Origin of the sequence: Providencia sp. PROV156 (genome assembly GCF_028480905.1) — a bacterium.
Taxonomy (GTDB): domain Bacteria; phylum Pseudomonadota; class Gammaproteobacteria; order Enterobacterales; family Enterobacteriaceae; genus Providencia; species Providencia hangzhouensis.
Window position 1 is genome coordinate 21521 of record NZ_JAMPPE010000016.1, and the last position, 16630, is coordinate 38150.

Below are 16630 nucleotides of genomic sequence, written 5' to 3' on the forward strand. Positions count from 1 at the left end.
AGTGGCACCGATTAAGGCGTCACTTTTGTTATTTGATATTCAGTTCACGCTCAAGCAGCTGAACAATATACTGATTTTTAGAAACATTATGCTCAGTTGTTACCGCATTTAAATAAGCCTCTAAGCGGCTTGGGTAACGCAGCGTAAATGACTTTACCGTTTCTTGTTCTTTGAACGGGTTAATCCCCTCTTCTTGGCAGCCTTCGATGTATTCTGCTAAAGAAATTCGCGCTTCTTTTTTTAACCCTTCAATGCTATCAGAAACAAAATCACAGTAACCACTTACATCTAAAAACTTACCACGAAACGCTTTAATTTCAGCTTCATAGATAACAGATGCAGGATGGCCGTCTATCGTCATCACATTACTGCTTTTAATCATATTCCACCCCTATCGTATTTTCCATGACGTCATATTGTGATATCAAAATCTAAAGCAAAAAAAATATGACGTCAACATTTGACGCCATATTGATTTTAAATAAATAAAAACCTCACGGCGTTTTTACATACCCACGTGAGGTTATTAACTTGCTAATTAATAATGATAAATTAACTGGTTTTCATGATATTTTTGATGATATTGGTTGTAGAAATACCATCTTCAAAGTTAAGTACTTTAACTTCGCCTCCCGCGGCCCATACCTCCGCACTGCCCGCGATCTCTTCAGGGCGGTAATCCCCCCCTTTAACTAAGATATCAGGCAAAACTTCTGCGATTAGACGCTGTGGAGTGTCCTCTTCAAAAGCCACGACCCAATCTACTGCCCCTAAAGCCCCTAGTACAGTCATACGCTGTTCTAATGGGTTAACTGGACGTGTTTCACCTTTTAAGCGGCGTGTCGAAGCATCACTATTTACAGCCACAATTAGGCGGTCACCCAATTTACGCGCGTTAGCTAAATAAGACACATGCCCAGCATGGAGAATATCAAAACAGCCATTAGTCATCACTACACGTTCACCGCGCAGTCTTGCATTCTCAACCGCTTGTTTTAATTCACTTTCAGTCATAACACCAAAACCAGTGTCAGCACGGCCACGAATAGCGTTTTCTAATTCAATAGGCGAAACCGTTGAAGTCCCTAATTTGCCCACCACCACGCCTGCTGCGGCATTAGCTAGTGCGCAGGCTTCATGTAATGGGCGGCCAGATGCAATAGAGGCAGCGAGAACACCAATAACCGTATCCCCTGCCCCCGTCACGTCAAACACTTCTTGTGCTTGAGTCGGTAAATGCAATGGGGCTTCATCACGGCGAATTAAGCTCATACCTTGTTCTGAGCGCGTAATTAGCAGCGCTTTAAGCTCCAATGACTGAAGCAGCTTCATGCCTTTTTCTTCAACGTCTTGGTTGTTTTTACATGGCCCAACAATCGCTTCAAACTCAGACATATTTGGCGTCAATAAAGTTGCCCCACGGTAACGTTCGAAATTGTTTCCTTTCGGGTCAATCAAGACTGGAACATTGGCCTTGTTGGCGAGCGCTATCATCTTTTCAACATGAGTTAACGCCCCTTTTGCATAGTCAGACAGCACTAGTGCGCCAATGTGTGGCAGTGCTTGTTCTATGCGCTCCAGTACAGGGGCAACATCCACGTTTTCAAAACCTTCTTCAAAATCGAGGCGAATAAGTTGCTGATTACGTGAAAGTACGCGTAATTTAGTAATGGTTGGATGGGTGGGGATAGCCACAAAATCACAACGAACCTGCACGGCATTTAAATTTTTAGTGAGTGCTTTTGCCGCGTCATCAATTCCAGTTAACCCCACAAGGCGTGAATTTGCACCCAATGACGCAATATTCATCGCGACGTTAGCCGCACCACCGGGACGCTCTTCGACCATCGTGACTTTAACAACCGGGACAGGGGCTTCTGGCGAGATACGGTTTGCGGGACCATGCCAATAACGGTCTAACATAACATCACCAACCACCAGCACACCGGCTTGTTTATAATCCGGAAGAGTTACTTTCATCCTGCACTCCAGTCTTAAAAAGGAAATCTGATAATAATTAGCAACAATACTAGCATATTGCGCTGTTTAGCTAAATAAAATGCGTTTGTTCTTTATTCTTCAAGCCATTTTTGCCAACTTGCTAAAACTTGTTCACGTTGCTGAGAAAATTGGCTTATCTCAACACGGCTTGGCAGTGATTGTAATGCTAAGTGATGGAGCTCATTACGCATTGTGACATACGCTAGAGTTAAAGCATTCGCTTCATCTTCTGGCATAAAACCATACTGCGCCATCAACTCGAAAATACGCACATTATCAGACCAACGTGTTAGCGCATTATTTTCTGCGGCAAAACGCAAAACTAAGTATTGTGCGATAAATTCAATATCAGTGATCCCACCAGGATCCGCTTTTAAGTCGAATTCATTAACTTGATGACTTCCTAGGTGCTGATGCATTTTCAACCGCATATCACGCACTTGCTGTTGCAAAGTTTTAGGGTCTCTTGGCATACACAGAGTTTCGTGGCGAGTCTGTATAAATTGCCGTTGTAAATCCTCATCACCAAACACCATTCGAGCTCGAATTAACGCTTGATGTTCCCATGTCCAAGCATCATTTTTTTGGTAATCATCAAATGATTGTATGGTACTGACCAACATTCCTGACTCACCGGAAGGCCTTAGTCGCGCATCAACTTCATACAACACACCAGAAGGGGTTCGAGTACTAAACAAATGGATAATACGCTGAGCAACACGCAAGTAAAATTGGCGAGCATCAATGGAACGTTCACCATTGGTGACAACATCTAAAGGGCAATCGAAGAGAAAAACGAGGTCTAAGTCAGAGCCATAGCCCAATTCCCAGCCACCTAGTTTTCCATAACCTAATACCGCAAACCCATATTGTTTTTTGTCACTTTGCTCTAGATGCGCTGGCTCACCATAGCGTTTTACCATTTTTTGCCACGCTTGGTGCACCACCGCATCAATAATTGCTTCCGCAAGGTAAGTCAGATGATCACTGACTTTCATTACCGGCAAAACACCTGAAATATCTTCAGCAGCAATACGCAATAATTGAGCTTGTTTGAATTGACGTAATGCTTCAAGTTGTTGTTCTTCGTCATCTTCAGGAACGCGCATTAAATATTGGCGCAGCTCATCACGGTAGGCCGTTAGCGGTAAGGGTTGGTATAATGATTGAGGGTCGAGCAACTCATCAAGTAACAATGGGTGGCGAGCTAATTGTTCCGCTATCATAGGTGAAGCCGCACATAAACGAATAACGTGCGTCAAAACCTCATCAAATTCAAGCATTAACTCTAGGTAAGTTGTGCGGCTAACAATGCTCAGTAACAGTGGTGTGATGCGCTCAATGACTTGCCCTGCATCATCACGCTCACCGACTTTAGCCAATAATTTAGGCATTAATTCATCAAGAACATCTCGCCCTCGAGGACCAATGGTGCGTTTATTGAGATCATGACGGAACATCACTATACCGTGAATGATACGTTGTGCAATCTCTTCACTTTTAGACGGCAAATAGCTGGCTAATTCTTCTTTTGATAATTCACTTTGCCATAATGTGATATAAATTTCATCGAATACATCAATGTTCTCAGAGTCATCCTCCTGGCCTATTTGCTCGGTGAATATTTGATGCACCGCAACCATTTTTTGACTCAAAACCTGATAAAATGCAGGCCAATCAGCAAAGCCCATCCCCCATGCTAAACGCGCTTGGTTTAAAGCCTCTTCAGGGAGTGTTTGTGTCTGTTGGTCATCGATACTTTGCAGTAAGTTTTCGACTCTACGTAAAAAAAGGTAACTATCTTGCAGGATATTAACCTGATCTTCGGTTAACAATGCGAGTTCACGGATCCCTTGTAACGTTGAAAATAAAGATTGCGACTGTAAAACAGGTTCTCGTCCCCCTCGAATGAGTTGGAAAACCTGTGAAACAAATTCAACTTCGCGGATCCCTCCAGCACCTAATTTGATGTTATTGACCAAACCACGACGCCGAACCTCTCGCTCAATCATATTTTTCATATTGCGTAAGGATTGGATCACGCTAAAGTCGATATAGCGACGATAAACGAAAGGACGCAAAAGCTTTCGCAAACACTCCTCATAATGGAGGCTATCAGCGCCCATAATACGGGCTTTAACCATCGCGTAGCGTTCCCAGTCTCGCCCTTGTTCTTGGTAATAATCCTCAAGCGCAGAAAAGCTAAAAACCAGCGGGCCGCTATCTCCAAATGGCCGTAAACGCATATCGACCCGATAAACAAAGCCATATTCCGTCACTTGATCGAGTACGCGGATCAATTTTTGCCCTAAACGCGTAAAAAATTGCGCATTATCTAACTCTTTTCGGCCACCTTGGGTCACCCCATTTTCTGGATAAGCAAAAATCAGGTCAATATCAGAAGAAAAATTGAGCTCTCGGCCCCCCAACTTCCCCATCCCTAAAACCAACAGCGGCTGCGGTTTTCCTTCTGCATTACAAGGTGTTCCCCATGACTGACGATATTCTTGATACAACCAGTCTCGCGCTGCAACAACCAAGGTTTCCGCCAATATACTGAGCTGATAAATCGTTTCTTTTTGCGTGCTAATTTCTAGCACTTGCATCCATGCGCAGCGCACTAACATATGATGACGAAATGAGCGCAACACTCGCATCAAGTGGTCTTCGTTGCTAACAGATGACAAATCTTGAGCTAACCATGATGCATAACTTTTCCATTCATCGGCTTGTGGTGGTCGAGAGCGAATTTCAAGTAAAAACCGCGGATGTGCTAATACTTGCTTTAACACAAAATCACTGAATGCAAGCACTTGAATTTCTTGTTCATTTAACGGTAATAATTCATTCGTTTGTTCCGCTAACTGGCTTAAAACGCGTTCACCTTGGCTTTGTAATAACTCAGGAAAAGCATGCATATTATCAATACCTTAATGGGCTTCTTGATAGGTTAAAGCACTTAACCACTGGATAAAGGCTAATTTACACTTTAACCACTGGCTGCTATAGCAAAAATCCTCAGCACTAATTGCTTCATCGGCAATATCTGAACGTAATTGTTCCAGTGGAGTGTCATGAATAAAGTGAGGTACAGAATTTTGGTAATGCACTAAAAATGCCTGAACAAAACGTAAAAACTCACTGAAGCCTTGGCGTGCATTGCTGCCATTTGCTAACCAGTAGTCTTCATGCTGCTGGCAAAGTAATTGCATATGCGTTAATGATTTTTCGAGGGGGTACTCTTCATAGTCAAACACCGAATTTGGAGGAGTTAATGGCGCTTTTGTCGGCGATAACAATGAATAACCACGTGCAGCTTTGCTAAGTGATGACAAATGTAAGCCGTCGATATCTGCAAATTTCTTCGCTAAATTGAGTACATCAGCAATAAAGCCTTTTTTTAGTTCTAGTTCAAACTCTTGAATAGGCAAATCCTTTGCGCCAGAGGAAATTTCACCTTGGTCAAAAACCACTTCTATTTCGCTATCTTCAAAAGTCACTAACCACTTTTCACGGGTAAAATTGGTGCTAAAGAGGATATTTAATTCAGACTGAAGCTGTGAAACATCAGTGCCTTCAGGCCAAATTTCAGCCGGTAATGCGGCTAAATCAAGCTCAGGTGAATCAATATCAACATTATATTCAGGCCGTTGGTGTAAGCCGCCTATCGCCTGCCCAGCCGTTTTCATTGTCATTTCATAACGACCATCACAACCGCGGATACGTAAGCCCATATCCCACTGACGTAACTGCTTATTTGCCGTATCAAAGTAGATATTGGTTAACTTCGTCGGCTCACTGTATTGGTGAGACAATGTCGATAGACACTGTCGTACAGCCTCTATTGCGGAACTCTTAGCGGCAAGTTTGAGTTCAACCTCTACGTGGCTCATACATATCCTTATTTAATTATTTCACTTCACTCATATTACCCCAATCAAGCTAAGCTGAGAAAAGAAACTGTATGATAAACAAAAATTCTACCTGTCATATTTCTTTCAGTGAGTTATATTGAAAACAAAGTAAAAATAAGGGTAATTTAGACAGTTAGGATAGTTCTCATTCTCCTTTAGACTGTAGAGACATCTGCGTTTAGGATTTGCACCCTCGCGTTTTACTCATTAGTATTCAATTAATATAAAACTCATTCACCATCAAAAGACTGTAAATACCATGCGAAAAATTCCATTATTATTAATTTCAATCATGGGGCTAGGCCTTTCCTTAAATTCACATGCAGCAGAAAAACGTTATGTGTCAGATGATTTATCCACATACGTTCATAGTGGACCTGGCACAAAATATCGTATTGTAGGTACGCTCAATGCCGGGGAAGCGGTTGAACTGCTTTCCACAGATAACAAATTTGCACAAGTTCGCGATGAAAAAGGTAGAACGGTCTGGTTACCTGTTGACCAACTCAGCAATACTCCAAGCATGAAAACCCGCATTCCAGAACTTGAAGCTGAGAATCAAAAGCTACGTCAACAACTCGACAATATCGACAGTACGTGGAATACACGAACTGCAGATATGCAGCAAAAAGTGGCTGATAATGACAATATTGTCAGCCAGCTAAAAGCCGAAAATGAAAAATTAAAAAATGAGTTGATCAAATCCGGTAAAAAGCTAGAGATTGCAGAGGTCAACTTAGATGATCGCCGTCGCGAATTAATCTTACAATGGTTTATGTATGGCGGTGGTGTTGCCGGTGTTGGCTTAATTTTAGGTTTGATTTTACCGCACATTATTCCGCGTCGTAAAAAACGTAATGATGGTTGGATGTAATTGAGGCCATTCAAATGAAAGTCTATCTCGTGGGTGGCGCAGTGCGTGACCAACTTCTTGGACTACCTATTTCAGATAGAGACTACGTGGTGGTTGGTACAACCCCCGAGGCAATGCTATCTCAAGGTTTTCAACAAGTAGGAAAGGATTTTCCGGTTTTCTTGCACCCAAAGACCCATGAAGAATACGCTTTAGCCCGAACAGAGCGTAAAATTGGTGCGGGCTATACTGGTTTTAGCTGCTATAGCGCACCTGATGTGACCATTGAAGATGATTTGCTACGTCGCGATCTGACAATTAACGCGATAGCACAAAGTGAATCAGGTGAAATTGTTGACCCATACCAAGGCGTGAAAGACCTCAAGAGCCGTGTTTTACGCCATGTTTCTGATGCATTTTCTGAAGACCCTTTGCGGGTCTTGCGGGTTGCTCGTTTTGCTGCTCGCTACTTTGAGCATGGTTTTACTATCGCACCAGAAACATTAACCTTGATGCAAACAATGGCCGCTACAGGGGAATTATCTCACCTCACCGCTGAGCGCGTTTGGACGGAAACAGAAAAAGCGCTGAAATCAAATTCCCCACAGGTGTATTTTGATGTTTTACGCCAATGTGGTGCTTTAGCTGTACTTTTTCCTGAAGTTGATGCGTTATTTGGTGTTCCTGCCCCTGAAAAATGGCACCCTGAAATTGATACGGGTATCCACACGCTAATGGTAATGAAAGTGATTGCCGAGCTATCTAATAATGTGGATATTCGCTTTGCTGCCTTATGCCATGATTTAGGTAAAGCGTTAACACCACCTGATATTTGGCCGAGCCATCCAAACCACGGTGAGGCAGGTATTCCATTAATAGAAACTCTCTGCGCAAGATTAAAAGTACCAACTACGGCTCGTGACTTAGCCCGTCTAGCGGCACGCTATCATGATAAAATCCATGTTATCAATAAATTACCTGCTAATGAGCTAATTGCGATTTTTGATGGGCTTGATAGCTGGCGTAAACCAGAACGTATTGAACAACTGAGTTTAATCAGCGAAGCTGATGCAAGAGGCCGGTTAGGCCTTGAACAGCAAACGTACCCACAAGGGATATATTTCAAGCAGGCTTTTACTATCGCACAAGCGGTTGATGTCAAACCTATCGTTGAACAGGGATTTAAAGGCCCTGAAATTCGCCAAGAACTTACAAAACAACGCATTGAAGCGGTAACAGATTGGCAGCAGCAACAAATCATCTAACGACCATAAAACTGGCGGCTAAACACCGCCAGTCATCATTTAAGCAGTTTTCATGCCTCTTTCTATAATAACCCCAACCTGCTTGGCTCGCGCCACGGCTCCCGGCTTAGCCACCTTAATACGAACCCATGGGCTAGCAAACTGTGTCATCAATAACTGTGCAACTTCTTCAGCAACACGTTCTACTAACCCAAACTTGTTATTCCCTACATGAGCTAGGATAGCCTGACTAACTTTGGCATAATCTAGGCAATATTCTACATTATCGCTCATAGACGCGCGTTTGTTATCCCATCCCATTTCGATATCGAGCACGAGTTTCTGTTCAATATCTTGTTCCCAGTCATATACACCAATCGTGGTGATGACTGATAATTGCTCAATAAATACGATATCCATCACGTCATTTTCTCATTTATGTACTGAATTGATACCACTTCAGCAAAAATATGCGTATTATCCAAGACTGAAGTGAATTTATGGCCTTAACCGTTTTTGGAGTTAGCTATGAGTGCAACCGCGCTTGGTATGATAATCTTCGCCTATCTTTGTGGCTCAGTTTCGAGTGCGATACTGATCTGCCGTTTGGCGAGACTACCCGACCCCCGTCAACACGGCTCTGGTAACCCTGGTGCAACTAACGTATTACGTGTAGGCGGTAAAGCAGCCGCTGCCGGAGTACTCATTTGTGACGTATTAAAAGGGATGATACCAGTTTGGCTTGCTTATTATTTAAATGTGCAGCCATTCTATCTTGGCTTTGTTGCAATTGCAGCCTGTCTTGGGCATATATATCCCATTTTCTTTCGTTTCAAAGGCGGAAAAGGGGTAGCAACCGCATTTGGTTCAATTGCTGCTATTGGTTGGGATCTTTCTGGTTTAGTCGCAGGGACATGGTTACTTACGGTATTGCTTAGTGGTTACTCATCACTCGGCGCGATTGTCAGCGCCTTACTTGCCCCCTTCTATGTTTGGTGGTTTAAACCTGAATTCACCTTCCCTGTCGCCATGTTGTCTTGTTTAGTGTTAGTTCGCCATCACGGTAATATACAACGCCTTTGGCGCGGTCAAGAAAGCCGTATTTGGCAAAAACTAAAAAACAAAAAGCAAAAAACCAATAAAGAAATAGCCCAAGAAACCAAAGAACAAGAACTAGATGACTAATCGTTAATATGATTTTTCCTAAGAAGAGCTGATTTCAGCTCTTTTTTTATGCTATTTGCCTTGTTTAAAATTTCCAAAAACTCCCCCAATAACAACCGTTCGATATCTCTCCTTAAAACTGTACTGATAGCAATTTGTGCTACGTTACATTTTTGCCATAACCAGCGCACACTTTTAAAAAAAAGTTAAATAATTGCAAATTTATTACTAAGGAATATTTAAAAGCTGTCGACTATATAAAAGGAAAATTAAACAATAATAATGGTATTTATAATGAGCAGAACCCCTTATATCACTCAAAACGAATATGTATTAGATGAAAATATCACCTTGATGACAACCAGCGATTTGCAAGGAAATATTGTCCATGCTAATGATTTCTTTGTACAGGTTAGTGGTTATGAATTAGATGAGTTATTAACACGTCCACACAATATTATCCGCCATCCGGATATGCCCAAGGAAGCTTTTGCCGACATGTGGGCAACTCTTAAAAAAGGAGAACCTTGGACTGGCATTGTGAAAAATCGTCGCAAAAATGGCGACCATTACTGGGTTCGAGCCAATATCATTCCAATGGAACGAAAAGGGGCTATTACGGGCTATATGTCTATTCGAACACGGGCAACACGTGAAGAAATTGCTACGGTAGAACCCATTTATGACGCAATGAATGAAAATAAAAGCCAACGAAAAATTTTTAAGGGAATTGTGCTTTCTAAAAAAATGCCATTTCACTTTTCAACATATTCAACGCGTTCGCGTATCCGGCTAATCATGAGTTTGTTATTTATTCTTTGGCTCATCATGGCAAGCTTCATTCCCCAGCCAATCGCACCTCTTATGATGATGAGTGCCTGTACATTTATCACGTTACTGATCGGTAATGTGGTATTTGAAAAAATGCTAGCAGCGCCATTGGAAGACATCACCAAACAAGCACTTGGTATTGCACGAGGAAATCGACATAGCGTTAACCATATGCAGCGCACAGATGAAATTGGCTTAGTATTACGTTCTATTGGGCAACTGGGGTTAATCTGCCGCTGGTTAATCAAAGATGTCTCCGAACAAGTTGATAACGTTCGCAAAGGCAGTGAATCTTTAGTCTCCGATTGTCGTGAATTAGAAACTCACACTCAGCAAACCGTCGGCTATATGCAACAAACCGTTGCAACAATGAACCAAATGGCTGTTTCCGTAAAAATGAATGCTGATAACACGATTCAAGTTGATCAGCTTTCCAATACCACCAGCGAAACTGCAGTAAGTGGAGGTGCCATGATGGAAGCTGTTGTTGATACCATGAATGAAATTGTCAGTAGTACCAGCAAAATCAATTCCATCACTGATGTAATTAAAGACATCGCATTTCAAACTAATATACTCGCGTTAAATGCGGCGGTAGAAGCCGCGCGTGCAGGTGAGCAAGGCAAAGGCTTTGCTGTGGTTGCCAATGAGGTCCGTAGTCTTGCAAGCCGCAGTGCAAGCGCAGTGAATGATATTCGCGAATTAATTAATGATTGTGAAAAGAAAGTCAATTCAGGAAAAAATCAAGTCCATACAGCCGGAGATACCATGAAAGAGATTGTTGACCAAATACAAAATGTCACACAATTGATCACCCATATTAGCCAAGCGACCTCTGAACAAGCGGCTGGTATCGCCGACATTACCCAAGCAGTCAGTGAGCTCGAAACCATCACACAACAAAGTACATTACTGGTAGAGCAAAGCACAGAGACATCAACGATGGTAAAAGCACGCTCAAGCCGACTTGAAGATGCGGTTGTTGTTTTACATTAATATCTAATTGAATAGCAAAAGGGCTGTCATCCAGCCCTTTTTACAAAAAATATGAATTCATTAACAATGATTATTTTTCTAAGGGTGGTAATTCAGCCAAAGGCCAGCGCGGGCGAACTGTTACACCAAGTCCTGCCGTTGTTCCACCTTTAAGACGAATAAGCCCCGCTAACGCAATCATCGCTCCGTTATCAGTACAAAACTCAGGGCGCGCATAAAAAACTTCACCACCGCGCTGTTTGAGGACGTCTTCCATTTTAGCTCTGAGAGCACGATTAGCACTAACGCCGCCGGCCATCACCAAGCGTTTAAAACCAGTTTGCTCCAATGCACGTTTGCATTTAATCGCAAGCGTATCTACCACCGCATCTTCAAAGGCTCTCGCAATATCTGCACGGGTTTGGTCGTCATCCGCATTTTCACGAATAGTATTGGCTGCAAAGGTTTTTAACCCTGAGAAGCTGAAATCCAGCCCTGGTCTGTCGGTCATTGGACGAGGAAAAACAAAACGACCTGCTGTGCCTTGCTCTGCCATTCGAGATAACACAGGGCCTCCAGGGTAGTCTAAGCCTAATAATTTAGCTGTCTTATCAAACGCTTCACCTGCCGCGTCATCGATGGACTCGCCAAGTAGCTCATACTCACCAATTCCCGTCACACTGATAAGCTGGGTATGCCCACCTGAAACCAGTAACGCAACAAAAGGGAATTCAGGGCTTTTCTCTTCTAACATCGGTGCCAATAAATGGCCTTCCATATGGTGAACGGCCACGGCAGGAACATTCCATGCAAAAGCTAATGAACGCCCAACAGTTGCACCAACCATTAAAGCCCCCACCAAACCAGGGCCCGCAGTGTAAGCTACAGCGTCGATGTCTTCACTGGTTAAATTGGCTTCTTTCAACGCCGCTTGAATTAACGGCACTGTTTTACGAATATGATCACGTGAAGCCAATTCAGGCACGACACCACCATAGTCTGCATGAACTTTAATTTGGCTGTATAATTGATTGGCTAATAAGCCACGCTCATCATCATAGATTGCGATACCAGTTTCATCGCAAGAGGTTTCGATACCTAAAACACGCATTGCACTACCCTTGTTTATTGCATAACCGCAAGTCTATCACTATTTTCGTTCAATCGCGTAATTAATGTTGTCAAAAGGCTGACTTTCCTGACTGTATAGTCTATAATCAGTCCCCTGTAATAAAAAATTTCGTGTGGCTAATTCTCATTATTATCTGGTTTTGTTTGCTTTTTCATCAAATGAACTGCAAATCAGGTAATCTTGTGTGATTCAATTTTATACGGCACTTTACAAACCCGTACTCATTGAAGTAAAATTCCGCACCATTTTAAATGAAGGCTGGTGAATCAGTACCAGCAACAAACCGATTTCTATTGAGGTGAGAGGCACATGCCGGTAATTAAAGTACGTGAAAACGAGCCATTCGACGTTGCACTGCGTCGTTTCAAACGTTCCTGTGAAAAAGCAGGTGTTTTAGCTGAAGTTCGTCGTCGTGAATTCTATGAAAAACCAACGACTGAACGTAAACGCGCTAAAGCATCAGCTGTAAAGCGTCACGCTAAGAAACTGGCTCGCGAAAACGCACGCCGTACTCGTCTGTACTAATTGTTTGCGGTGAAAGCCGCATTCATTGCAGACGATAGCTAATACAAAACTTTAGTTTCTCTCGTAGTCACTCAGTTTTTGTAGTAGTAAATAGCTAAGCAGTTAAAGGCCGTGCTTTCCACAAGGAAGCGCGGCTTATTATCGTTCATCAACAGGCGAAAAAGAGGCTTATGGCTGGACGAATTCCGCGTTCATTTATCAATGACTTGTTAGCAAGAACCGACATCATTGATTTAGTCGATGCAAAAGTCCCGTTAAAAAAACAGGGTAAAAACCATCACGCTTGTTGTCCGTTCCATAATGAAAAAACGCCTTCTTTTACTGTAAATGGTGAAAGGCAATTTTATTACTGTTTTGGTTGTGGTGCGCATGGCAATGCCATCGATTTTTTGATGAATTACGACAAACTCGATTTTGTCGAAGCTATCGAAGAATTATCTGCACTACACGGCCTTGATGTCCCATATGAAAAAGGAACGGGTTCAAGCCAAATAGAACTTCATCAACGGCAAAATTTATATCAGTTGATGGAAAAAATTAATCAATTTTACTGTGCTGCCTTAAGTCATCCTTCTGCTAATAAAGCGAAAGATTATTTAAGCCAACGTGGTTTAAGCACTGAAATTATAGAGCATTTTTCGATTGGCTTCGCCCCTGCGGGCTGGGACAACTTGCTCAAAAAGTTTGCTGTAAACCCAGAAAGTCGCAAACAGCTTGATGATGCTGGCATGTTAGTGACAAATGATAATGGCCGAGTCTATGACCGCTTTAGAGAGCGTGTCATGTTCCCAATCCGGGATAGGCGCGGTCGTGTGATTGCCTTCGGTGGACGCGTATTAGGAGATGCTCTTCCTAAATACTTGAACTCCCCTGAAACCGACATTTTCCATAAAGGTCGCCAGTTATTTGGCCTTTATGAAGCAACACAAAACAGTAATGAATTATCAAAATTACTGGTAGTTGAAGGTTATATGGACGTTGTTGCACTTGCTCAGTACGATATCCGCTATGCGGTTGCTTCACTGGGTACATCAACAACCTCAGAACATATTCAGTTACTTTATCGTTCAACAGATACGGTTATTTGTTGCTATGATGGTGACCGCGCTGGCCGAGAAGCGGCATGGCGAGCACTTGAAACAGCCCTACCTTATCTGACGGACGGCCGTCAATTGCGTTTTATGTTTTTACCAGACGGCGAAGACCCAGATTCATTAGTACGTAAAGAAGGCAAAGACGCTTTTGAGCAACGCATGAAGGATGCTCAAACCCTTTCTGCTTTTTTATTTGATTCACTTGTGCCTCAGGTAGATTTAAAAACGCAAGAAGGGAAAGCAAAATTTAGTAAACTGGCTATCCCTTTGATTAAGCAAATACCTGGTGAAACGCTGCGCCTTTATATGGCACAAGAGCTAGGAAATTTTATTGGTATACCGGATATTTCTCAAGTTCTTGCTATGATTGATAGAGAGAGCATAGAACAAGTTAACTATCAGGCTCCCAAATTAAAGCCAACCACAATGCGAATACTTATCGCGCTGTTGGTACAGAATCCGAACTTTTCGGAGCTTGTTCCCTCATTAGAGGGAATTGCCCATATTCAAATGCCGGGGCTTTCTCTATTTCAGGAATTGGTCGATGTCTGCCGTTCCACCCCCGGAATGTCAACTGGGCAGTTGCTAGAGCGTTATCGTGATAATAAATTTGCGAAACAGCTTGAAAAACTGGCAACGTGGAACGATATAGAAATAGAGGAGATAGCGGAAAATACTTTTATAGATGCCTTAAACCATCTATTTAATAGCGCACTCGACGAACGTTTCGACTATTTGATAGCAAAAGAACGAACTGAAGGGCTGACCCCAGAAGAGCGCGAAGAAGTCCGCTTAATCACTCTTTCCAGAGTGAAAACATAATCTAACCCAAAACAGAATTAATATTTTAAACGGCTTAAGTGCCGCTAAACACAAGGCAAATGCCTGTAAAATGCTACGAAAATAAAGGGCGTAGCGAATAATAAATATTCCCTTTGTATGTTCTTGTTGGCCGAATGTTTCGCCGACCGACACCAATCTAAATACTCAGAAGTGTGGATACCGTCTTATGGAGCAAAACCCGCAGTCGCAGCTTAAGCTACTCGTAACCAAGGGTAAAGAGCAAGGTTACTTAACCTATGCTGAGGTCAACGACCATCTGCCGGAAGATATCGTCGATTCAGATCAAATCGAAGATATCATTCAGATGATTAATGACATGGGCATCCAGGTCATGGAAGAAGCACCTGATGCCGATGATTTAATTTTGGCTGAAAATACTTCCGATACTGATGAAGATGCAGCAGAAGCCGCTGCACAAGTGCTGTCCAGTGTTGAAAGTGAAATCGGCCGTACAACCGACCCTGTTCGCATGTATATGCGTGAAATGGGAACCGTCGAGCTTCTCACTCGAGAAGGCGAAATCGACATTGCAAAACGTATCGAGGATGGTATTAATCAGGTTCAGTGCTCTGTTGCTGAATATCCTGAGGCTATCACTTATCTTCTTGAGCAATATGACCGTGTTGAAGCAGGAGAAAGCCGTTTATCTGATTTAATTACTGGCTTTGTTGACCCTAACGCGGAAGAAGATCTTGCACCAACAGCGACTCACGTTGGCTCTGAATTACCACAAGAAGAGCTTGATAAAGACGATGACGAAGACGAAGAAGATGAAGACGGTGATGACAGCGATAGCGATGACGATAACAGCATCGATCCTGAATTAGCACGTCAAAAATTCTCTGATCTTCGTGAGCAATATGAAAAAACGCGTCAACATATTAAACAATATGGCCGTAGTGATGCGAAAACGGCTGCCGCTATCGAGCAGCTTTCCGAAGTATTTAAAGAATTCCGTTTAGTTCCTAAGCAATTTGACTATCTGGTCAATAACATGCGTGAAATGATGGACAGAGTTCGCTTACAAGAGCGTACCATCATGAAACTATGTGTTGAACAGTGCAAGATGCCGAAGAAAAACTTCATTACTTTATTCAGTGGTAATGAGACCAGTGAAACTTGGTTAACTGCTGCAAAAGCAATGAACAAGCCTTGGTCAGAAAAACTACTTGAAGTTGAAGAAGAAATTCTGCGTTGCCTACAAAGACTGCGTCAAATTGAAGAAGAAACGGGTCTGACTATCGAACAAGTTAAAGATATCAACCGTCGTATGTCTATCGGTGAAGCGAAAGCACGCCGTGCGAAGAAAGAGATGGTTGAAGCAAACTTACGTCTGGTAATTTCTATTGCTAAGAAATACACCAACCGTGGCTTGCAGTTCCTTGACCTGATTCAAGAAGGTAACATCGGTCTGATGAAAGCCGTTGATAAGTTTGAATATCGCCGTGGTTATAAGTTCTCAACTTATGCAACTTGGTGGATCCGTCAAGCTATCACGCGTTCAATTGCTGACCAAGCACGTACTATTCGTATCCCGGTTCACATGATTGAAACTATCAACAAACTGAACCGTATCTCTCGCCAAATGCTGCAAGAAATGGGCCGTGAGCCATCGCCAGAAGAACTGGCAGAACGCATGCTAATGCCGGAAGATAAAATTCGTAAAGTACTGAAGATTGCTAAAGAACCTATCTCTATGGAAACCCCTATCGGTGATGATGAAGATTCACATTTAGGTGATTTTATTGAAGATACAACTTTAGAGCTGCCTTTAGACTCTGCAACGTCAGAAAGCTTACGCTCTGCAACTCACGAAGTGTTAGCAGGCTTAACCGCTCGTGAAGCAAAAGTGCTACGCATGCGTTTTGGTATCGACATGAATACTGACCACACCCTTGAGGAAGTTGGTAAACAGTTTGATGTTACCCGTGAGCGTATTCGTCAGATCGAAGCGAAAGCGTTACGTAAATTACGTCACCCAAGCCGCTCAGAAGTTCTGCGCAGCTTCCTTGACGAATAATTGATTTATTTATATCTAAAAACACCTGCTCCGG

13 protein-coding genes are annotated in these 16630 nt (G+C 42.6%); 7 read left to right on the forward strand and 6 right to left on the reverse strand.

Annotated elements, in window-relative coordinates; genetic code table 11:
- Window positions 1-28: 28 nt before the first annotated feature.
- From PSF31_RS12845 to PSF31_RS12860, 4 genes are all read right to left on the reverse strand, one after another.
- Window positions 29-382, reverse strand: a complete 354-nt coding sequence (locus tag PSF31_RS12845; protein ID WP_004257748.1) for a type II toxin-antitoxin system HicB family antitoxin — start codon at window positions 380-382, stop codon at window positions 29-31.
- Between the two features lie 170 nt (window positions 383-552).
- A complete protein-coding gene (gene hldE / locus PSF31_RS12850) occupies window positions 553-1980 on the reverse strand; it encodes a bifunctional D-glycero-beta-D-manno-heptose-7-phosphate kinase/D-glycero-beta-D-manno-heptose 1-phosphate adenylyltransferase HldE (RefSeq protein WP_096864068.1) in 1428 nt (475 codons plus the stop codon).
- A gap of 92 nt (window positions 1981-2072) precedes the next feature.
- Window positions 2073-4919, reverse strand: a complete 2847-nt coding sequence (glnE, locus tag PSF31_RS12855) for a bifunctional [glutamate--ammonia ligase]-adenylyl-L-tyrosine phosphorylase/[glutamate--ammonia-ligase] adenylyltransferase (protein WP_164560937.1) — start codon at window positions 4917-4919, stop codon at window positions 2073-2075.
- 12 nt (window positions 4920-4931) lie between these two features.
- Window positions 4932-5894 (reverse strand): CYTH domain-containing protein, encoded by a 963-nt coding sequence (locus tag PSF31_RS12860; RefSeq protein WP_096864067.1) that lies wholly within the window; start codon window positions 5892-5894, stop codon window positions 4932-4934.
- A gap of 280 nt (window positions 5895-6174) precedes the next feature.
- On the opposite strand from PSF31_RS12860, the gene PSF31_RS12865 reads away from it, so the two are divergent.
- A complete protein-coding gene (locus tag PSF31_RS12865; RefSeq protein WP_036958005.1) occupies window positions 6175-6789 on the forward strand; it encodes a TIGR04211 family SH3 domain-containing protein in 615 nt (204 codons plus the stop codon).
- Window positions 6790-6803: 14 nt separating this feature from the next.
- On the forward strand, window positions 6804-8033 hold the full coding sequence (locus PSF31_RS12870; protein ID WP_096864066.1) for a multifunctional CCA addition/repair protein: 1230 nt from the start codon (window positions 6804-6806) through the stop codon (window positions 8031-8033).
- A gap of 39 nt (window positions 8034-8072) precedes the next feature.
- Here PSF31_RS12870 and folB read toward each other — a convergent pair whose 3' ends face one another.
- Window positions 8073-8432 (reverse strand): bifunctional dihydroneopterin aldolase/7,8-dihydroneopterin epimerase, encoded by a 360-nt coding sequence (gene folB, locus PSF31_RS12875; protein WP_004257772.1) that lies wholly within the window; start codon window positions 8430-8432, stop codon window positions 8073-8075.
- Window positions 8433-8540: 108 nt separating this feature from the next.
- Here folB and plsY point away from each other — a divergent pair, with 108 nt between their 5' ends.
- Entirely contained in the window at window positions 8541-9197 is a 657-nt protein-coding gene (plsY, locus tag PSF31_RS12880; RefSeq protein WP_004257775.1) for a glycerol-3-phosphate 1-O-acyltransferase PlsY, read from the forward strand.
- A 273-nt stretch (window positions 9198-9470) separates the two neighbouring features.
- Entirely contained in the window at window positions 9471-11003 is a 1533-nt protein-coding gene (locus PSF31_RS12885) for a methyl-accepting chemotaxis protein (protein WP_096864065.1), read from the forward strand.
- Window positions 11004-11073: 70 nt separating this feature from the next.
- Here the strand turns inward: PSF31_RS12885 and tsaD are convergent, their stop codons facing one another.
- Complete coding sequence (tsaD, locus tag PSF31_RS12890; protein ID WP_094961091.1) at window positions 11074-12093, reverse strand: tRNA (adenosine(37)-N6)-threonylcarbamoyltransferase complex transferase subunit TsaD; 1020 nt, start codon at window positions 12091-12093, stop codon at window positions 11074-11076.
- A gap of 330 nt (window positions 12094-12423) precedes the next feature.
- On the opposite strand from tsaD, the gene rpsU reads away from it, so the two are divergent.
- The 3 genes from rpsU (at window position 12424) to rpoD (ending at window position 16596) form a co-directional block, all read left to right on the forward strand.
- On the forward strand, window positions 12424-12639 hold the full coding sequence (gene rpsU / locus PSF31_RS12895; RefSeq protein WP_001144069.1) for a 30S ribosomal protein S21: 216 nt from the start codon (window positions 12424-12426) through the stop codon (window positions 12637-12639).
- A 170-nt stretch (window positions 12640-12809) separates the two neighbouring features.
- Window positions 12810-14555: a DNA primase gene (gene dnaG / locus PSF31_RS12900; protein ID WP_094961090.1), complete on the forward strand. Its 1746-nt coding sequence runs from the start codon at window positions 12810-12812 to the stop codon at window positions 14553-14555.
- A gap of 106 nt (window positions 14556-14661) precedes the next feature.
- Window positions 14662-16596 (forward strand): RNA polymerase sigma factor RpoD, encoded by a 1935-nt coding sequence (gene rpoD, locus PSF31_RS12905; RefSeq protein ID WP_071585863.1) that lies wholly within the window; start codon window positions 14662-14664, stop codon window positions 16594-16596.
- Window positions 16597-16630 lie beyond the last annotated feature (34 nt).